Origin of the sequence: Reyranella sp., assembly GCF_004296935.1 — a bacterium.
Taxonomy (GTDB): domain Bacteria; phylum Pseudomonadota; class Alphaproteobacteria; order Reyranellales; family Reyranellaceae; genus Reyranella.
Genome location: NZ_SCVH01000017.1, coordinates 94,732 through 114,356, shown reverse-complemented (window position 1 = coordinate 114,356; position 19,625 = coordinate 94,732). Strand labels below are relative to the sequence as shown.

The following is a 19,625-nucleotide window of genomic DNA, read 5'->3' as shown; positions in this document are numbered from 1 at the left end:
TGGATGGATTGCTCTAACCCCCTGGGTCAGGACCCAGGGCGGCTGCACCAAGCGCCTAAGCGCGAACCCGCGGACGGCCGCGGGCAGGTCTTGCCGGAACGAACGAAAGAGGCCGGCGCAATCCCCGCCAGCCTATCAGAAATATAGGCCAAAACCTGCTGAAATGTCAACTTTAACTGCGCGGTACCAGCAGCCGGTTCGACAGCAGGCACAGGATCCCCGCGAGACCCATGGCGGTGGTCATCGGCACGATGGTGCCGTTCAGCGCCTGGCCGACGACGGCGCCGAAGGCGGCGCCGATGCCGAACTGCCCCCCATCAGCGACAGCGACAAGGTGATGTCCGCTACTAGGCCATTAAATGTAGCAACACTATTCTCCACTTTAAGGTTATGCACACAAACCAACCCTGTACTTTGAATTTGCTATGATGATCACACGATTAACCCCCTAAGTTTGCCACTCTACTCAATCAGCGCATCGAAGCGCCGGTGGCCATGGCTGAGACCATAGTTGTTGATCGACCGATCGAATCGCCCGAGGAAGATACTCTCGGGCGAAGCCACTTCGCCAAGATCGTTGCCTCAACTATTTCGCGATGGAAGGGTGATGAAAGCTTAACGATTGCGCTCTCTGGTCCTTGGGGAACTGGCAAATCCTCCCTCAAGAACATGATTCTGAGAACCCTTGAGACAACCGGCAAAGAGGCGCCGTACGTCGTCGAGTTCAATCCATGGAAATGGCCAGACCAAAACGAAGCGGCGAAAGCATTTTTTCGAGAAGTTTGGATAGCACTACGTCGCATCGACAAGACCATTAGCGGATCTCAGCGCGCGCAGCGTTGGCAGCGGTATGGGAAATTGCTGACTTTGAGTTCTGAGGCAATAGACAGCGCCATAGATGCAATCCCAATCCTTATGTCTATTGCGGCATTTTTGGGTCTAACAGCATCGGTAATTTCGAATCCAACGGTCGCAATCTGGTTTGCGTTGATCGCCGCAGCACTTGCGGCGGTAACGTCAGTTTTGCGTCTCAGCGGGCGATTCGCGTCAAAAGTTTCGGAGTGGATCGGCACACTAGTGGATGAGGTTCCACTCGAGGAACTTAAGAAGGAGTTAAAACAAGATTTAGCGAAGCTCAACAGACCAGTTTTGGTTATCGTCGATGATATCGATCGCCTGAACAAGAATGAGACGAACCAGCTGTTTCAACACGTTAAGGCAAACGCCGACTTCCCGAATCTTATGTATCTCCTTCTTTTTCAGAAGGATATCGTTGAGAAACACCTAACTACAAAGAGTGTAAACGGACGTGCCTACCTTGAGAAAATAGTCGATCTACATTTCGATCTGCCATCGATTGATCCTGGCCGATTGAATCGCATGCTCTTTGATGGACTCGATGGATTGCTCAACAATTTAAGAGGGGCTATCGCGTTCGATCGGACACGCTGGGGCAATATCTACTTGGGTAGTCTTCATTACTATTTCCAAAATATTCGTCACATTAAACGATTCTTGTCGACACTCGCAGTTCATATGGAACTGTTCAAAAGTGCCGAAGCTTTTGAAGTCAATCAAATTGATCTTATCGCAATAGAAACATTGCGCGTTTTTGAACCCGACTTGCATCGAGCTCTCAGCAGATCGCAATCTCTACTCATTTCTGCTCAAGGGCGTGACGCCGCCGCGGTTGCAGCTCACGGGCAGTCTGTGAAAGACCTTCTGAGCTTCGTGGCCCCAGAACGAAAAAGTGCAGTGGAGGAATTGTTAAAGGAACTCTTCCCGAGCGTTGCGAGAGTTTTCGGCGGCTCGGCGTATGGCCCAGACTGGCACGCCCGTTGGACGACTGATCGTCGAATCTGCTCTTCAGTCTTCTTTGATCGATATTTTGAATTTGGCCTTCGAGAGAAAACCACATCTGAGTCCGATTTCGTGGCTCTACTAGGTGCAACTGCCCATCGAGAAGACTTTGTTGCGACTATTAGGGAATTCCAGGGAAGAGGGCTGCTTGATGCAGTTCTCGCTCGTCTAGATGACTACAAGGAAAAGATACCGGTCGAAAACACCGAGCAGTTCCTTCTTGCATTGTTCGATATTGGGGATGATCTGGTTGACGATGTTGGGGCTTTCGTAGGTCCTCATATGTACGTTGTTCGCGCTGCGCTCTGGCATATGCGTCGCATCCAGCCGCTGGATAGGCGCGGAGAAATCGTAATTGAAGCCTTGAAGGGTTCACAGGGCCTGTCCGTTCCTGCCAGACTAATAAGTGGAGATATATCACGGAGAGAAAAAGCAGACGATAGGTCGTGGCTTCTGTTCACTGAGGATCAATTGGTATCGGCAAAGGCCGTCTGGGTAGTTAAGGTAAGCGCTAGGGCTGCGCAGGAGCCTTTACAGTTCGCTAACTCGCCGCATCTTCTCGGCAACCTCTATACATGGCGGGAATTTGCGGACGAGAGCGCGCCTAGAGGATGGGTGAAAGAACTGCTCGAACTTCCCGGGGGTGCTTTGGCGTTTCTTCGAGCAATAACCGTCCGCTCCGTGGTTCATACAGTTGGCGATCGCGTCAGCCGAGATAAATGGACGACGCGTCTTAAGTACCTTGAAGACTTTACCTCGATCGAAGTGATCGAACACAAGACAAAGGAAGAGTCCAAGGGATCTCTGACCGAGGCGGACGTACGTGCGCTACAGGCCTTCGAAAAGGCCCTTGAGAGAAGGAAAGCCGGCAAGTCAGATGATAGCTTCTCTGACTATGACTAGCCCTTTTTCACCAGCAGCCGGTTCGACAACAGGCAGAGGATCCCGGCCAGGCCCATCGCCGTCGTCATCGGCACGATGGTGCCGTCCAGCGCCTGGCCCACCATCGCGCCGAAGGCGGCGCCGATGCTGAACGTCATCACGCCCATCAGCGACGAGGCGGTCCCCGCCATGTGGGGATAGCGCTGCAGCGCCATGGCCATGGAGTTGGGGCCGATCAGGCTGATGGTGGCCAACTGCGGCACGAGGCAGAGCAGGAACGGCCACAGGCCGATCGCGCCGGTGCGCGCCTCGATCCAGCCCATCACCATCGCCGCAGGGCCGGCGACCGCCGGCACGATCACGGCGTAGCGAAGAATCCTGCCGGCGCCGAACACCGGCGCGAAGCGGGCATTGAGCAGGCTGCCGACCGTCATGAACACGACCATGCCGCCGAAGATCAGGCCGAAGTGGCGCGGCGCCACGCCGTAGCGCTCGATGAACACGAACGGCGATCCCGACAGGAACGAGAAAAGCGCAGCGAACTGGAACGCGCCGGTGAAGGCGTACCCCATGAACGCCTTGTGCCGGAACAATTCGCCGAAGCGCTTCAGGATGGACGACAGCACCAGCGGCTGGCGGTATTCCGGCCGCAGCGTCTCCGGCAGGCGGATCCAGGCGAGCACCAGCGCCATCGCGCCGATCGCCGCCAGCACCCAGAAGATGGCGCGCCAGCCCAGGAACCACAGGACCTGCCCGCCGATCAGCGGCGCCAGCATGGGCGCGATCGAGGTGCAGGCCATCATCAGCGACATGGCCCGCGCCGCCTGGTCCTTTTCGGCGAGGTCGCGCACCATCGTACGCGCCAGCACCACGCCGCCGCAGGCCGCCAGCCCCTGCATGAACCGCAGCCCGACCAAGTGCCCGGCCTCGAGCGCGAAGGCACAGCCGATGCTGGTCACGACGTAGATGGCGAGGCCCACCAGGACGACCGGGCGACGGCCGAAGCGGTCACCGGCCGGGCCATAGAAGATCTGGCCGAGGCCGAAGGCGATCATGAAGGCCGAGAGCGTGAGCTGGATGTCGCCCGCGGTGCCCCTGAGATCGACGGCGATCACCGGCAGCGCCGGCAGGTACATGTCGATCGACAGCGGCGTGAACGACGACAGCAACGCCAGCAGGATCAACAGGACCGGCGTCAGGGTCGGGCGGCCACTGGTCGAAGTTGGGGTCGAGGTCATCGGGCAGGCTGTAGCAGCATTGGTCGCATGGTCCCATGCTATAAGCGGACCATGACGTCGCTGCCCGACCTCACCGAGCCGCAGATCCGCCGATACGCGCGCCACATCGTGCTGGCGGAGATCGGCGGCGTGGGCCAGGCGCGGCTGATCGCCGCGAGGGTACTGGTGGTCGGCGCCGGCGGCCTCGGCGCACCCCTCCTGCAGTATCTCGCCGCCGCCGGCATCGGCACGCTGGGCGTGATCGACCACGATACGATCGACCTCTCCAACCTGCAGCGCCAGGTCATCCATCGCACCGCCGATGTGGGCGTCTCCAAGGTGGAGAGTGCCCGGCGCGCGCTCGGCGACATCAATCCGGAAGTCCACGTACGCCCGCACGACGAGCAGCTCGCCGCGCACAACGCCGAGCGGATCCTCGCCGACTACGACATCGTGGCCGACGGCAGCGACAACTTCGCCACGCGCTATCTGCTGAACGACACCTGCTATCGCCTCAAAAAGATTCTGGTTTCTGCCGCGATACTTCGTTTCGACGGCCAGATCTCGACCTACAAGGCGTGGCACGGGCCGGAGCATCCCTGCCTGCGCTGCATCTTTCCGGCAGCTCCCTCCGAAGACGCCGTGCCGAGCTGCGCCCAGGCGGGCGTGCTGGGCGCGCTGGCCGGCACCCTGGGGGCGCTGCAGGCCACCGAAGTGGTGAAGGAGATTTTGGGCATCGGCCGGTCCCTGTCGGGCCGGCTCGTGACCTACGACGCGCTCGACGCCTCGTTCGAGGAGATCGCGATCACCAAACGCGCCGACTGCCCGACGTGTGGCAAGTCATGATGGGCAGCAAGCCATGAAGACTCCGGAAGGCGGTCTCTCGATCATCCTGCGCGCCGGCGACTATGAGAGCGCCCACTACGCCCTGGCGCTGGCCGCCGCGGCGCTGGCGGTCAACAAGCCGGCTGTCCTGTTCTTCACCATGGGCGGCATCCGCGCCCTCACGGGCCCGCCGCCGGCACTCGAGGATTGGGGCCGCGACGTGATCAACCGCGAGCGCGGCGTCGGCGACTTCGAAACGCTGCTGCAGGCCTGCGTGGAACTTGGCTGCCGCTTCATCGTGTGCGAAATGGGCCTGCGCTCGCTCGACATCGACCGCGCCAGCCTGCGCGCCGACGTTCCCTTCACCATCGCCGGGATCGTGACCTTGCTGGAAGAGACCAAGCCGGGCATGCACCTGGTTTCGCTTTAGGGTGGATTTCGCTTACATGGCGTCGTCCTTCGCCGCACATCGGTGTCATCCCGAACGTAGTGAGGGATCTTTTACTGCAGATGACCAAGGGTCCCTCGCCACGCTCGGGATGACATCGGCTTTTTGATGACGTCCAGTCCGAACACGCTTGCAGACATTCAGGAGATTTCATGACATCCGCCGCCTTCGACGTCCTGGGAATCGGCAACGCCATCGTCGACGTCATTTCACATTCCGACGAGGCCTTCCTCGGCCAGCATGGCCTGGTGAAGGGCAGCATGATGCTGATCGACGAGGCGCGGGCGGAGACACTCTACGCTGCCATGGGTCCCGGCATCGAAGTCTCCGGCGGCTCCTGCGGCAACACCATGGCGGGCGTCGCCTCGTTCGGCGGCAGGGGTGCCTACATCGGCAAGGTGCGCAACGACCAGTTGGGCTCCGTGTTCGGCCATGACATCAAGGCAATGGGCGTGTCGTTCGAAACGCCGAGTGCAACGGAGGGCCCGGCCACCGCGCGCTGCCTGATCATGGTGACGCCCGACGCGCAGCGCACCATGAACACCTATCTCGGCGCCTGCACCGGCCTTGGGCCGGCCGACATCGACGCCAAGCGCGTGGCGAGCGCCCAGGTGACCTATGTCGAGGGCTACCTGTGGGATGCACCGGCCGCCAAGCAGGCCGTGCTCAAGGCCTTCGACGCCGCCCACGCCGCCGGCCGGCTGGTCTCGATCACCTTGTCAGATTCGTTCTGCGTCCACCGCTACCGCGACGAGTTCCGCGCCCTGATCCGCGACAAGGTCGACATCCTGTTCGGCAACGAAGCCGAGATCAAATCGCTCTACCAGGTCGAAACGTTCGAGGAGGCCCTCGAGGCGACACGCCTGGAAGCCAAGATCGCCGCCCTCACCCGCAGCGAGAAAGGCTCGCTCGTCATCAAGGGCAAGGAAACCCATGCCGTACCGGCAGCACCGGTGGCCAAGGTCGTCGACACCACGGGGGCGGGCGATCTCTACGCCGCCGGCTTCCTCTTCGGCTTCACGCACGGCAAACCGCTCGCCGAATGCGCCCGGCTGGGCGGCGTCGCCGCCGCCGAGGTCATCTCCCATGTCGGCGCGCGGCCCGAGCAGGCGCTGAAGGGCCTGATTTGATCACCCCCTCCGCCCCTTCGGGGCACCTCCCCCGTATGACGGGGGAGGAGATGAATCCGACTCCTCCCCCGTCTTCGGGGGAGGTGGCCGAAGGCCGGAGGGGGTCATGAGCGACGTGCAGACCCGAAGCTGGCGCGAGGCGCTGGCCACCTACGGCCATCCGCGGGTCGTCCAGCTGTTGTTCCTGGGCTTCTCGGCCGGGCTTCCGTTCCTGCTGGTCTTCTCCACGCTATCGGCGTGGTTGCGCGAATTCGGCATCAGCCGCACCGCCATCGGGTTCGTGAGCTGGATCGGCATCACCTACTCCTTCAAGTTCGTGTGGTCGCCGGTGGTCGACCGCGTGCCGCTGCCGCTGCTGACGCGCTGGCTCGGCCGCCGCCGCTCGTGGATGCTGCTGGCGCAGACCGGCATCGCGGGCGGTCTGCTCGGCATGGCGTTCTGCGATCCACGCACCGATCTCTGGTGGATGGTGGCCTTCGCGCTGCTCGTCGCCTTTTCCTCGGCGACGCAGGACATTGCCCTCGATGCCTTCCGCATCGAAGCGACCGATGCCAGCCTGCAGGGCGCTACCGCCGCCACGTACCAGCTCGGCTATCGGATCGCCGTGCTCGCGGCTGGCGCAGGCGCGCTCTACATCGCCGAGTTCGTCTCCTGGCTCGCGGCTTACCAGACGATGGCGGCGCTCGGTCTTGTCGGCATCGTCACCACATTCGTCATCTCCGAGCCCGAACGAAGGATCTCGGCGGGCGCCGCCGAGGTCGAAGGCAAGGTCGCGGATTTTGCCGACCGCACCGGCCATCTGCCCAACTGGGTGCGTCAGGCGCTGGTCTTCGTCTACGGCGCCATCGTCTGCCCCTTCGTCGACTTCTTCGTGCGCTACGGCTGGCTGGCGGTGGTCCTGCTGCTGTTCATCGGTCTCTTCCGGCTGTCCGACATCGCCATGGGCGTCATGGCAAACCCGTTCTATATCGACCTCGGGTTCACCAAGGACCAGATTGCCAACGTCTCCAAGATCTACGGCTTTGTGATGTCGATCCTGGGCGCGCTGCTGGGCGGCGCGCTGGTGTTCCGAATGGGTGCCGCGCGGTTGCTCATGCCGGCGGTCTTCCTGATCGCGGCGAGCAACCTCACCTTCTCGTGGCTCGCCCTGGTCGGCAGTCCCGACACGACGATCCTCACCATCGCCATCAGCATCGACAATCTCGTGGGCGGCATGTCGGGCTCGATCTTCATCGCCTTCCTGTCGGGACTCACCAACACTGCCTACACGGCCACGCAGTACGCGCTCTTCACCTCGATCATGACGCTGCCCGGCAAGCTGCTGGGCGGTTCGTCGGGCTGGGTCGTCGATCGGCTGCAGGAGGAATTCTCCGCCACCTACAAGTTCGGCGGCTACGCGATCTTCTTCGTCTACACCGCGCTGCTCGGCCTGCCGGCCTTCGTGCTGGCGATGGTGGTGCGCCGCCGCTTCGAAAAAGAAACCCCTCCTTCCTGAGGGAAGGAGGGGCAGTAAATCGGCGTCGGGGTGTCACCGCGCCGGGGGAACCTGCCCGTTCCGGGCGGGGCGTGGGGTTGCCGGCCGGGAACGCGCAACCCCGTTTAAGGGCCGGACGCTACAAAACCGTGACTGGCAGTGTGGAAAACCTCCGGGGCCCTCATCCTCCGAAAGCCCTCTCCGCCTGCGTCTTCGCGGGGGGAGAGGGAGGGGACCCGCGCGTGAGCGTGGGGTCGGGCGGGGTAATTCCCCGCCCTGTGGTGAGGTGGGTCTTCGCGCTCACAACCCGCACATCGCCTTTGTATCCAGCACCACCTCACCTTCCCATTGCTGCGCAATGGGCCCCTTCCTCTCCCCCGCTACGCGGCGGAGAGGATCATTAAGATGGGTTAGCGGAAGAGAAGAATGAATCAGCCCGGCGTCGAGTCCAGGGCGTAGCCAGCGGCGCGGACGGTGCGGATGAGGTCGGCCTGGCTCTCGCCGTTCAGCGCCATGCGCAAACGGCGGATATGGACGTCGACGGTGCGGGCCTCGACATAGACATCCTTGCCCCACACCGAATCGAGCAGCTGCTCGCGCGAGAAGACACGGCCGGGATGCTCCATGAAATGGCGCAGCAGACGGAATTCGGTGGGGCCGAGGTGAACGGGCTTGCCGGCCCGGATGACCCGATGGGCCACCAGGTCCATCACGATGTCGGCGTAGGAGAGCGCCTCGTCGGCGAGCGCCGGGCGGATGCGCCGCAGCACGGCACGGATGCGCGCGACCAGTTCGGTGGGCGAGAACGGCTTGGAGACGTAATCGTCGGCGCCGGCGTCGAGCCCGCGCACCCGGTCGCCTTCCTCACCGCGCGCCGTCAGCATGATGATGGGCACGTTGGCGGTCGAGGTCTGGCGGCGGAGCTGGCGGCAGACCTCGATGCCCGACATCAGCGGCAGCATCCAGTCGAGCAGGATGAGGTCGGGCACATCGTCCTGGACCGAGGCCAGTGCCTCCTCGCCGTCGCCGGCGACGGCGACGCGGAAGCCCGACTGCTCGAGGTTGTAGCGCAGCAGCTCGACCAGTGCCGTCTCGTCCTCGACGATCAGCACGCTGGGCTTCATCGACGACGTCTGGCTGTCGCGCCGGGAGGTCGTGGCCCCTGCCATGCTCACGGCGCGTTGCCCGTCGCGTACATGGCGGCACTGCCCTTGGGCCGCGCCTCGTCGAAGCCGTGGCCGGTGGAGCGGAAGCTCACCAGCTCGGCGATATTGGTGACGTGATCGCCGGCGCGCTCGATGTTCTTGGCCATGAACAGCAGATGGGTGCAGGCCGTGATGGTTCGCGGATCCTCCATCATGTAGGTCAAGAGCTCGCGGAACAGGCCGGTGTAGACCTGGTCGATCTCCTCGTCGCGCTCCCAGACGGCGTGCGCCTTGACGACATCGCCCTGGGCGAAGGCATCGAGCACGTCCTTGAGTGCCGTGCGGACCAGGCGGCCCAGCCGATCGATGCCGTTCACGGCCGCGACCGGCGCCGTGCCCTGCGTGAGCACGATGCTGCGCTTGGCGGTATTCTTGGCGTAGTCGGCGATGCGTTCCAGCGCCGCCGCGATCTTGATCGACGACAGGATGACGCGGAGATCGACCGCCATGGGCTGGCGCAGCGCCAGGAGCTTGACCGTCTGTTCCTGGACGGCGATGTCGAGGGCATCGACCCGCGCATCCTCGGCGATCACCCGTTCCGCAGCTTCGGTGTCGCGTTCACGCAGCGCGACCAGGGATTGCGCGAGCTGGCTCTCGGCCAGGCCGCCCATCTCGCTGATGGTGGCGCTCAGCCGCTCCAGCTCCTCGTCGAATCGCTTCAGCGTATGTTCGGCCATGTTCTATCCCTTCTGATGCCCGGCGCCGTCTCAGCCAAACCGGCCGGTGATATAGGCCTGCGTGCGCTTGTCCCGCGGGGTCGTGAAAAGCGTTTCCGTCGCGCCGAACTCGACGAGCTCGCCGAGATACATGAAAGCCGTGAAGTCCGAGACGCGGGCGGCCTGCTGCATGTTGTGGGTGACGATGACGATCGTGTAGTCCTTCTTCAGTTCGTCGATCAGCTCCTCGATCTTGGCGGTCGAGATCGGATCGAGCGCCGAACACGGCTCGTCGAACAGGATGACCTCGGGCTTCACCGCCACCGTGCGGGCGATGCACAGGCGCTGCTGCTGGCCGCCCGACAGGCTCTGGCCGTTGGCGTCGAGCTTGTCCTTGACCTCGTCCCACAGCGCGGCACGGCGCAGTGCCGATTCCACGCGACCATCCAGTTCCGAGCGCGGCAGTTTCTCGTAGAGGCGGATACCGAAGGCGACATTTTCGTAGATCGTCATCGGAAACGGGGTCGGCTTCTGGAACACCATGCCGATGCGCGCCCGCAGGAGATTGATGTCCTGCCCTTCCCTGAGGATGTTGTCGCCGTCGAACAACACGTCGCCGGTCGCGCGTTGCCCCGGATAGAGGTCGTACATGCGGTTGAGCACACGCAGCAGGGTCGACTTGCCACAGCCCGACGGGCCGATGAAGGCCGTCGCCTTGTTGGCATAGAGCGACAGGCTGATGCCCTTGAGCGCCCGGCTGTCGCCGTAGAAGAACTCGAGGTTGCGGAGCGAGATTTTCTCGGGCAGCCCCGTCGTATCGATGCTGTGGTGCGCCGCAACCGGCGTGGCGAAGGTCGGGGCAGCCCCGGAGGTCATGGTCATGACGACTTCCTCGGTGAGGTGAGAGAGCGGGCTATGATGCTGAGGGCCAGCACCGTCACGGTGATGAGGAGCGCGCCGGTCCAGGCCAGCTTCTGCCATTCCTCGTAGGGCGACAGGGCGAACTGGAAGATGACCACCGGCAGGCTGGGCATCGGCGCGTTCATGTTCATGCTCCAGAACTGGTTGTTCAGCGCCGTGAACAGGAGCGGTGCGGTCTCGCCGCTGATGCGCGCGATGGCCAGCAGGATGCCGGTGACGATGCCGGCCTGGGCGGCGCGGTAGGCGATGCGGACGATCATGTGGGCGCGCGGCAGGCCGATCGACGCCGCCGCCTCGCGCAGCGTATCGGGCACCAGGGTCAGCATGTCCTCGGTCGTGCGCACGACGACCGGGATCACGATGACGGCCAGCGCCACGGCGCCGGCCCAGCCCGAGAAGTGGCCCATCGGCGCCACCATGATCTCGTAGATGAACAGGCCGATCACGATCGAGGGCGCGCTCAGCAGGATGTCGTTGATGAAGCGCACGACGCTGGAGAGCTTGTCGTGGCGACCGTACTCGGCGAGGTAGGTGCCGGCCAGGATGCCGATCGGCGTGCCGATGATCACCGCCAGGATCGTCAGGACCAGGCTGCCGACAATGGCGTTGAGCAGGCCGCCGGCGGCACCGGGCGGCGGCGTCATCTCGGTGAACACGGACAGGGAGATCCCGCCGATCCCCTTGTAGACCAGGATGCCCAGGATCAGGACGAGCCAGCCGAGGCCGAAGATGGTGGCGGCCAGCGCCAGGCTCTTGGCGATGGCATTGCGGCGGCGGCGGCCGGCATAGAGCGGGCTGTTCGCAGAGGCGATCGATGAGTCGGCCATGGCGTTACCCCGCCCGCATCTGCAGGCGCATCAGCATGTAGCGCGCCATGGCGAGTACGCAGAAAGTGATGAAGAAGAGGATCAGGCCCAGCGCGATCAGCGAGGAGGTGTAGAGATCGCCCACCGCCTCGGTGAATTCGTTGGCGATCGAGGCCGAGATCGTCGTGCCCGGCGCGAAGAGCGAGGCGGAGACGTGGTGGGCGTTGCCGATGACGAAGGTGACCGCCATGGTCTCGCCGAGCGCGCGGCCGAGGCCCAGCATGAAGCCGCCGATGACGCCGACCCGGGTGAAGGGCAGGACGACGTAGCGGAACACTTCCCAGGTCGTGCAGCCGACACCGTAGGCCGCTTCCTTGAGAACCGGCGGCACCGCGTCGAACACGTCGCGCGAGATCGAGGTCACGAACGGCAGCACCATGATCGCGAGGATGAGGCCGGCGGTGAACATGCCGATGCCGTACGGCGGGCCGGCGAACAGCGTCGACAGGACCGGCACATTGGCGAATGTGTCGATCATGAAGGGCTGGAAGTATTGCTGCACGAAAGGCGCGAAGACGAACAGGCCCCAGATGCCATAGATGATGCTGGGAATGCCGGCCAGCAGCTCGATGGCGATGCCGATCGGGCGGCGCAGCATCGGCGGGCAGAGCTCGGTCAGGAAGAAGGCGATCATCAGGCCGACCGGCACGGCGATCAGCATGGCGATGGCCGAGGTCACCAGGGTGCCGTAGATCGGCGCCAGCGCCCCGAACCTCTCGGTGACCGGATTCCAGGATTCATCGAAGAGAAAGCCGAAGCCGAACGTGCCGAGTGCCGGCGCGGCGCCGACGACGAGGGAGATGATGACGGCGCTCAGGAGGGCCAGCACCATCATCGCCGCCGTACGCGTCAGGCCGTGGAAGACCATGTCCGTGACCCGCAACCGCTTGAGCACGGCGCTGCGCGAGGCAGCTTCCGTCGCCGTCACGGTCGAGCCCTTCAATACAACTTCGCTCACGTCGCGCTCCCCCGAGTCCATGCCCCTCCCCGCGAAAGGGGACGGATGGAGACCACCCGCCCCCGCGTTGTCAGTTGGTCGGCGAGAACAGGGGCTTGCCGCCCGCGTCCTTGACCTCCTGCGACCACATCTTCTGGATGTCGTTCACGACCTTGTCCGGCATCGGCACGTAGTCGAGGTCTTCCGCCATCTTGTCGCCCTTGGCGAACGACCAGGCGAAGAACCTCAACGCTTCGGCAGTCGCCGCGGCATCGACCGGCTTCTTGTAGAGCAGGATCCAGGTGGCGGCCGTCATCGGCCAGGACTGGTCGCCGGGCTGGTTGGCGAGGATGACACCGTAGCCGGGCTGCGACTTCCAGTCGGCGTTGGCGGCGGCGGCCTGGAAGGTCGCCGAATTCGGCTCGACCGTCTTGCCGGCCTTGTTGATCATCTTGGTGTGGATGAGCTTGTTCTGCTTGGCGTAGGCATACTCGACATAGCCGATCGAGCCCCTGGTCTGGGCGACGTTACCCGCAACGCCTTCGTTGCCCTTGGCGCCGATGCCGACCGGCCATTGCAGCGCCGTGTTGACGCCGACCTTGGACTTCCACTCCGGGCTGATGTCGGCGAGGTAGTAGGCGAAGTTGTAGGTCGTGCCCGACCCATCCGAACGGCGCACCGGCACGATGGCCTGCTTCGGCAGCTTGGTGTTGGGGTTGAGCTTGGCGATTGCGGCATCGTCCCAGCTCTTGATCTGGCCGAGATAGATGTTGGCGATGGTCGGGCCGTCGAGGGTCAACTCGCCGGGCTTGATGCCCTCGAGGTTCACCACGGGGACGATGGCGCCCATCACCGCCGGGAACTGGGCGAGGCCCGACTCGTCGAGCTCCTTGCCCGGCAGCGGCGCGTCGGTGGCGCCGAAGGTCACGGTCTTGGCCTTGATCTGCTTGATGCCGCCACCCGAGCCGATCGACTGGTAGTTGAGGCCGTTGCCGGTCTCTTTCTTGTAGGCGTCCGCCCATTTGGCATAGATCGGGTAGGGGAAAGTGGCGCCGGCGCCGGAAATGTCGATGGCGTGAGCCGTCCAGGACACAAGCGCGAGGGCGGTAGCCGCCACAGCGATCTTCGCGAATTTCATAGGAACCTCCTTGGTGCGAGCACGAGGCCAGTCACGTACGGGGCGGGTGTCACTCTCCTATGACGGTTACGTGACACTACGATGACACTCCCGGCGGCCTTGAGGACTGATCCAGCTTAAAATGGGGAAAACTATTATTTCCGTACTTCCGGAAATACCGTTGACAACTCCGGCGGAGCTGCCTATTTAAATTTTATGAATCTCGACGACGCCGCTGCGCGCCTCGAAGCGCTCGGGAACCCGACCCGCCTCAAAATCTACCGCACCCTCGTGCGGGCAGGTGCAGAAGGTCTGTCGGTCGGTCGCCTGCAGGCCAGCATCGACATCGCCGCCTCGACCCTGTCGCATCACCTGAAGTCGCTGGTGATCGTGAACCTGGTGACGCAGACCCGCGAGGGCACCACCCTCGTCTGCCACGCAAACTACGACCTCATGCGCGACCTGCTGGGCTACATGGTCGAGGAATGCTGCGCTGAAGGCACCTGCGCGCCCGTCGTACTGCCCTCCGTCAATATGGCCAAGGTGGCCTGAGTTTTTTTGCCTGCCTATTTCGATGATTCTAGGAGAACTGGAGTAGATCATGACCGAAGCCAGCAAGATCAAGACCGTCGCCATCCTGGGCGCGGGCCCGGTGGGCCTGGCGGCCGCCGCGCATGTCCTGGAGCGCGGCATGGAACCGGTGGTGTTAGAAGCCGGGCCTACCGTGGGCCATGCCGTGCGCCAGTGGAGCCACGTGCAGGTCTTCTCGCCCTGGGAATACAACATCGACAAGGCGGCCGAGCGGCTGCTGGTCGAGACCGGCTGGAACAAGCCGCAGCCCGACCACTACCCGACCGGCGCCGAGTTGCTGGAGCAGTACCTCGAGCCGCTGGCCACGCGCACGAAGCTCAAGGACCGCATCCGTACCCAGAGCATGGTGACCAGCGTCGGCCGCGTCGGCTTCGACAAAGTGAAAACGAAAGGCCGAGAAGCCGCCCCCTTCGAGATCTGCTACCAGAACGGCAAGGGCCCCGAGATGCTACGCGCTGATGCGGTGATCGACGCCACCGGCACCTGGTTCTCGCCCAACCCCGCTGGCGCCAACGGCCTGCCGGCGATCGGCGAGCGCGAGGTCCAGGACCGCATCGCCTACGGCATGCCCGACGTGCTGGGCCGCGACCGCGCGCGCTACGCCGGCCGCAGCGTCGCCGTACTGGGCGGCGGACATTCGGCCATCGGCACCCTGATCGATCTCGCCAAGCTCAAGGACGAAGTGCCGACCACCGAGATCGTCTGGCTGCTGCGCAGCGAGGACCCGTCGAAATCGTTCGGCGGCGGCTCGGCCGACCAACTCGCCGCCCGCGGTGCGCTGGGCAGCGCCTTCGCCGCCCTGGTGGCGAGCGGCAAGATCAGGACCGAGACCGGCTTCCGCGTCTCCCATCTCAGCCGCGACGGCGAACATCTGCGCATCGGCGGCGGCTCGGCCTGCTGCGGCCGCTACGGCACCGTGCAGGAGCTGATCGTCTCGACCGGCTTCCGGCCCGAACTCGATTTCCTGCGCGAGATTCGGCTGTCGCTCGATCCCGCGCTCGAATGCCCGCCGACCCTGGCGCCGCTGATCGATCCCAACGAGCACAGCTGCGGCACGGTGCGTCCGCACGGCGCCCGTGAGCTGGCGCAACCGGAGCCCGGCTTCTACTTCGCCGGCATGAAGTCCTACGGTCGCGCACCGACGTTCCTGATGATGACGGGCTACGAGCAGGTGCGCTCGATCGCTGCCGAGGTCGCGGGCGACCATGAGGCTGCGCGCAAGGTCGAACTCGTGCTGCCGGAGACCGGCGTCTGCAATGGACCCGGCCCGTCGCTCTCGGAAGCCGGCGAGCCCATTGCGGCCGGCTGCTGTGCCCCGGCGGCGAGCGCCCTGCCGGTGGTCGGCTGCGGCGCATCGGCGATACGAACCGTCGACACGGGCAAGAAGGCGGCCACGGGCTGCTGCGGCTGAACGGGAACAGCGAGGAGGCTGCCATGTCGTTGGTGGAAGCGAAGACCGGACCTCCGATGCCACCGGGACCTCTCGGCGGCTCCTTCGCCTGGCAGGCCGAAGCGTTCCACGACTACGATTCCTGGGCCCTGCATGTGACGGCAGCGGACGTGGCCGAGATCGAGGCCGCCGCTGCCGCGACCCAAGCGGCCGGCCTCGACATCCGCAGGATCGAGCGCAAGGACTTCCCGCTCCCGGGTTTCGCCCCGAAGCTCGCGACGCTCCGCCATCGCATCCTGGGCGAGCTGGGCTTCGGCTATGTCCGCGGCCTGCCGGTCGAGCGCTGGGATCCCGACTTCCGCATGCGGGTCTATTGGGGCATCTCGCGCCACATCGGCGATCCGGTGCCGCAGAACCGCAACGGCCACCTGATCGGCCATGTGATCGACATCGGCACCTCGGTGAACGACGCCAACAAGCGCATCACCCAGACCAATGCCGAGCTCTCGTTCCATGTCGATTCCTGCGATGTCGTGGCGCTGCTCTGCCTGGCGACCTCCAAGTCGGGCGGCGAGAGCGCCATCGTGAGCGGTGTCGCCGTGCACGACGAGATGATGCGCACAAGGCCCGACCTCTGCGCCGCGCTCTACGGCCCGATCCCGATGGACCGCCGCGGCGAAGTACCGGCCGGCGGCAAGGGCTGGTACGAGATGCCACTCTTCAACTGGCACCGCAATTCCTTCACCGGCTTCGCGCCCGTGCGGCTCTACGTCGAATCCGTGCGCCGCTTCCCCGATGCGCCGCCGCTGACGCCGATTCTCTCGGAAGCGCTCGACCTCTTCTACGAACTCTGCGCCGATCCGCGCTTCTGCCTGATGATCCCGTTCCGGCCGGGCGACATCCAGTACATCCACAATCATGTGGTATTCCACGCCCGCACCGCCTACCTCGACCATCCGCCGCCCGCGCCCAAGCGCCATCTCATGCGCATGTGGCTGTCGGCGGCCGACGGCCGCGAGTTGCCACAGGCACTGTTGGCCAAGTGGCCGGTGGTCGAGCGCGGCAAGCTGCGCGGCGGCGCCGTGATCGCGCCCGACCGCGAATGGATCGTGCCTCTGGAAGCCGAGACGCCCGCCTATTGATGGACAAGTCCGTCCGGGGCGCTTCTTCGACCACCCGCGGGGGCATCGTTGCCGCAGCGGCGCTGATCGGCGTTTTCGCCACCACACCCGGCCAGACCGTCGGCGTGTCGGCCTTCATCGACCCGATCGCCGCCGATCTCGGTCTCAACCGCGCGCACGTTCTCGTTCTCTATAGCCTGGGCACGTTCCTCGGCATCCTGGCGGCGCCTCTCATCGGCCGCCTTGTCGACCGGTTCGGGCCGCGCCGCCTGATCGTGCCGGCGGTCGCCGCCGTCGCTGCGGCCTGCGGCGTCATGAGCCTCGCCCACGGCGCCTGGTCGCTGGGACTGGGCTTCCTCGTCCTGCGCGCCGCGGCCATCGCCGGCTTGAGCCTCGTCACCATGCAGATGGTCAATCTCTGGTTCGACCGCTTTCGCGGCCGCGTCACCGCGCTCGCCATGATGGGACTGGCGCTGGGCGGCCTTGTTATTCCGCCGCTGGTCGAGCCGATCATCCAAGGTCCAGGCTGGCGCACCGCCTATGTCGCGCTGGCAGTCGGTGTCCTTGCGATCATGTTGCCGGTGGGGCTCGCGTTCTATCGCAACCGGCCGGAGGAAACGGGCGCCGCCCGCGATTTCGGCCGCGCTTCCGCCGGCCGCGGCGCCATGCCGGCGATCAGCCTCACGCTGGCCGAAAGCATGCGGACGAACGCCTTCTGGTACTTCAGCGCCCTCACCGTGCTCTCCAACGGCGTCGGCACCGCGCTCATGCTCGACCATGTCCGCGCCATGGCCGAGGCCGGGCTGGCGCGCGACAACGCCATCGGTCTGCTGGGCGCGATGACGACAACGCAGGCAATCGCCACGCTGTGCAGCGGCGCGCTCATCGACCGCTTCGGCGCGCGGCCGATCGGCCTCCTCGGCCTCTGTCTCCTCGGCTTTTCCGTTGCCTGCCTGTGGACCAGTCCCGCGCTTGCCGGCGGTCTGGCCTACGCCATGACGCTGGGCGCCATGATCGGCACCTTGCAGATCGTCTATTCGGCCGGGCTCGCGGAGTCCTTCGGCCTAAAACACCTCGGGACCATCCGCGGCACCCTGTTCGTGGTCGGTGTTTCCGGCGCGGCGGCGGGACCGCTCGCGTTCCTGTGGTCACCGGCGGCGGCCTATTCGATTTTTCTTGGGATCATGGTCATTGCTGCCACACTCGGCCTCGTCGGCATGCGGTTCAGGGCTCGAGAGACGTGATGGGGACAAGCGGAGCACAGTCGGGCGCGAGGCTCGTCGCCGTCGTCTGCACCGCGCAGATCTTCGTGCAAATCGGCGCCGGCTTCTGGCCGGCGCTGCTGCCGCAGATGATGCAGCTCTGGCAGCTCTCCAACAGCGAGGCCGGCTGGATCACCGCGATCTTCTTCGGCACCTACATGGTCTCTGTGCCGGTGCTGGTGACGCTCACCGACCGGGTCGACGCCAAGCGGGTCTATCTGTTCGGTGTCGCCTGCACGGTGGCGGGCCATCTTCTTTTCGGCCTCTATGCCGACGGCTTCTGGTCGGCGCTCGCCATGCGCGCGCTGGCCGGCATCGGCTGGGCCGGCACCTACATGACCGGATTGAAACTGCTGGCCGACCAGGTCGACGCCAGGATGATGTCGCGCGCCGTCACCGGACACGCCGCCAGCATCGGCATCTCGGGCGCCCTCTCCTTCGTGCTGGGCGACGTTCTGGCCGAACATTTCGGCTGGCGCGCGGCCTTCACGATCTCCGCCGGCACGGCCCTCATCGCCTGGCTGATGGTGGCCTTCGTCGTGCCGTGGCGCGCCGCCCCGCCGCCGCGCGCGAAGGGGCCAGATGGAAAACAGGCCGCCCTGTTCGACTTCCGACCGGTCGTGCGCAACACGTCGGCATTTGCCTACTCCATCGTCTACTGCGTGCACACGCTCGAGATGAGCGCGCTGCGCGGCTGGGGGGTGGCCTTCCTCGCCTTTGTCGCGAGCTACACCGGCCTCGCGGACGAGACCCTTTCGCCGGCGCTGGTCGTCACGCTGCTGGCGCTGCTCGGTACCTTGACCAGCATCGGGGGTAACGAGGCCTCGATCCGCTTCGGTCGGCGACGCCTGGTGGCCACGGCCATGATCCTGTCGATCCTGTTCGCAGCCGTCGTGGGCTTCGTGGGCTCGATCAACTACTGGCTCGCCGTTGTCCTGCTGATCGCCTACGGAATGGTGGTGTGGCTGGATTCCTCGTCGGTAACGGCAGGTGCGGCCGGCAACGCCGAACCGTCGCGGCGCGGCGCCACCCTCGCTGTCCACTCGACACTGGGCTACGCTGGCGGCTTCGTCGGGCCGCTGGTCGTCGGCTGGACGCTCGACCTCGCTGGCGGCATGTCGCCCACGGCCTGGGGGCTCGCCTTCCTCGTCGTGGCGGCGTTGATGTTGCTGGCGCTCGGAGCGTTCCTGATCATGCGGCCGCGCGAGCTGGAGGGCGACCGCGGTCGCTGAGAGCGGCGCCTGAGAGAGTTAGGTCTCAGTTGCTGTTCACGATGCGCCTGACGACGAAGCTCCGACCCTCGCGTTCGACCTCGAAGCGCACCTTGTCGCCCGGCGCGAGGCTGGTCAGCAGCGCGGCGTCCTGAACGGCGAAATTCCGGGTACCGCCCTCCAGCAGGAGCTGCGGAATCGGTGGATATTCGAGGGTCACCTTGCCGGCGGTGCGGTCGACGGCAACGACGCGACCGGACGCAAACGATCCGCTCTGCGCGGACTGCGCTGAGCCCAGGGTTTCGTCTTCGTGGGGCCAAGGATCGTACATTGTTTCCGCCGCCACGACCGACCCGGCCAAGCCAATCGTCGCAATCAACGTGAGTATTCCGAGAATCGATTTTTGGGACATTGTCATCCCTCCGTAGCCTCATCTGGGAACTCTCGGGTCGATTGCCAGAGGTTTCGTGAGGGTTACCGGCACGCTTTCCCTCACATTTTCGGGAGCAACG

Annotated in this window: 18 protein-coding genes; 10 read left to right on the top strand and 8 right to left on the bottom strand. The window is 64.6% G+C overall.

All coding sequences use genetic code 11. The features are described 5' to 3' along the window. Nucleotides 1–495: 495 nt before the first annotated feature. On the top strand, nucleotides 496–2,763 hold the full coding sequence (locus tag EPO55_RS02210; protein WP_296334747.1) for a P-loop NTPase fold protein: 2,268 nt from the start codon (nucleotides 496–498) through the stop codon (nucleotides 2,761–2,763). Here EPO55_RS02210 and EPO55_RS02205 read toward each other — a convergent pair. Further along, entirely contained in the window at nucleotides 2,760–3,980 is a 1,221-nt protein-coding gene (locus EPO55_RS02205; protein WP_296334746.1) for a Bcr/CflA family multidrug efflux MFS transporter, read from the bottom strand. The two genes, EPO55_RS02210 and EPO55_RS02205, sit on opposite strands and share 4 nt — an antisense overlap. 51 nt (nucleotides 3,981–4,031) lie before the next feature. Between EPO55_RS02205 and moeB the strand changes: the two genes are divergently transcribed. From moeB to EPO55_RS02185, 4 genes are all read left to right on the top strand, one after another. Continuing rightward, nucleotides 4,032–4,805 carry a molybdopterin-synthase adenylyltransferase MoeB gene (gene moeB / locus EPO55_RS02200; RefSeq protein ID WP_296334745.1) on the top strand — a complete coding sequence of 258 codons (774 nt, stop codon included), beginning with the start codon at nucleotides 4,032–4,034 and terminating at the stop codon, nucleotides 4,803–4,805. Between the two features lie 13 nt (nucleotides 4,806–4,818). After that, nucleotides 4,819–5,214, top strand: a complete 396-nt coding sequence (locus tag EPO55_RS02195; protein ID WP_296334744.1) for a DsrE family protein — start codon at nucleotides 4,819–4,821, stop codon at nucleotides 5,212–5,214. Between the two features lie 170 nt (nucleotides 5,215–5,384). Beyond that, a complete protein-coding gene (locus EPO55_RS02190) occupies nucleotides 5,385–6,362 on the top strand; it encodes an adenosine kinase (protein ID WP_296334743.1) in 978 nt (325 codons plus the stop codon). Nucleotides 6,363–6,468: 106 nt separating this feature from the next. After that, the gene (locus EPO55_RS02185; protein WP_296334742.1) at nucleotides 6,469–7,857 is read left to right on the top strand and encodes an MFS transporter; all 1,389 of its coding nucleotides are present in this window, start codon (nucleotides 6,469–6,471) and stop codon (nucleotides 7,855–7,857) included. Between the two features lie 410 nt (nucleotides 7,858–8,267). Here EPO55_RS02185 and phoB read toward each other — a convergent pair whose 3' ends face one another. From phoB to pstS, 6 genes are all read right to left on the bottom strand, one after another. Then, entirely contained in the window at nucleotides 8,268–8,960 is a 693-nt protein-coding gene (gene phoB / locus EPO55_RS02180) for a phosphate regulon transcriptional regulator PhoB (protein ID WP_296334754.1), read from the bottom strand. Nucleotides 8,961–9,007: 47 nt separating this feature from the next. Continuing rightward, a complete protein-coding gene (gene phoU / locus EPO55_RS02175; RefSeq protein WP_296334741.1) occupies nucleotides 9,008–9,718 on the bottom strand; it encodes a phosphate signaling complex protein PhoU in 711 nt (236 codons plus the stop codon). A 30-nt stretch (nucleotides 9,719–9,748) separates the two neighbouring features. Further along, complete coding sequence (pstB, locus tag EPO55_RS02170) at nucleotides 9,749–10,573, bottom strand: phosphate ABC transporter ATP-binding protein PstB (protein WP_296334753.1); 825 nt, start codon at nucleotides 10,571–10,573, stop codon at nucleotides 9,749–9,751. A gap of 2 nt (nucleotides 10,574–10,575) precedes the next feature. After that, nucleotides 10,576–11,445: a phosphate ABC transporter permease PstA gene (gene pstA, locus EPO55_RS02165; protein ID WP_296334740.1), complete on the bottom strand. Its 870-nt coding sequence runs from the start codon at nucleotides 11,443–11,445 to the stop codon at nucleotides 10,576–10,578. 4 nt (nucleotides 11,446–11,449) lie between these two features. After that, on the bottom strand, nucleotides 11,450–12,352 hold the full coding sequence (gene pstC / locus EPO55_RS02160; RefSeq protein WP_296334752.1) for a phosphate ABC transporter permease subunit PstC: 903 nt from the start codon (nucleotides 12,350–12,352) through the stop codon (nucleotides 11,450–11,452). Between the two features lie 160 nt (nucleotides 12,353–12,512). Further along, on the bottom strand, nucleotides 12,513–13,559 hold the full coding sequence (gene pstS / locus EPO55_RS02155; RefSeq protein ID WP_296334739.1) for a phosphate ABC transporter substrate-binding protein PstS: 1,047 nt from the start codon (nucleotides 13,557–13,559) through the stop codon (nucleotides 12,513–12,515). Between the two features lie 195 nt (nucleotides 13,560–13,754). Between pstS and EPO55_RS02150 the strand changes: the two genes are divergently transcribed. Genes EPO55_RS02150 through EPO55_RS02130 form a run of 5 tightly spaced genes read left to right on the top strand, consistent with a single transcriptional unit; the run spans nucleotide 13,755 to nucleotide 19,134 of the window. After that, the gene (locus tag EPO55_RS02150) at nucleotides 13,755–14,090 is read left to right on the top strand and encodes a metalloregulator ArsR/SmtB family transcription factor (protein WP_296334738.1); all 336 of its coding nucleotides are present in this window, start codon (nucleotides 13,755–13,757) and stop codon (nucleotides 14,088–14,090) included. Nucleotides 14,091–14,139: 49 nt separating this feature from the next. Beyond that, nucleotides 14,140–15,540, top strand: coding sequence for an NAD(P)-binding domain-containing protein (locus tag EPO55_RS02145; RefSeq protein ID WP_296334737.1), 1,401 nt, complete (start codon nucleotides 14,140–14,142; stop codon nucleotides 15,538–15,540). Nucleotides 15,541–15,563: 23 nt separating this feature from the next. Beyond that, a complete protein-coding gene (locus tag EPO55_RS02140) occupies nucleotides 15,564–16,661 on the top strand; it encodes a TauD/TfdA family dioxygenase (protein WP_296334736.1) in 1,098 nt (365 codons plus the stop codon). Then, the gene (locus tag EPO55_RS02135; protein ID WP_296334735.1) at nucleotides 16,661–17,884 is read left to right on the top strand and encodes an MFS transporter; all 1,224 of its coding nucleotides are present in this window, start codon (nucleotides 16,661–16,663) and stop codon (nucleotides 17,882–17,884) included. The genes EPO55_RS02140 and EPO55_RS02135 overlap by 1 nt, the downstream gene beginning before the upstream one ends. Continuing rightward, nucleotides 17,884–19,134 carry an MFS transporter gene (locus EPO55_RS02130; protein WP_296334734.1) on the top strand — a complete coding sequence of 417 codons (1,251 nt, stop codon included), beginning with the start codon at nucleotides 17,884–17,886 and terminating at the stop codon, nucleotides 19,132–19,134. Before EPO55_RS02135 ends, EPO55_RS02130 begins: the two co-directional genes overlap by 1 nt. 25 nt (nucleotides 19,135–19,159) lie before the next feature. Here EPO55_RS02130 and EPO55_RS02125 read toward each other — a convergent pair whose 3' ends face one another. Further along, nucleotides 19,160–19,444 carry a copper-binding protein gene (locus EPO55_RS02125; protein WP_296334732.1) on the bottom strand — a complete coding sequence of 95 codons (285 nt, stop codon included), beginning with the start codon at nucleotides 19,442–19,444 and terminating at the stop codon, nucleotides 19,160–19,162. Nucleotides 19,445–19,625: the final 181 nt, after the last annotated feature.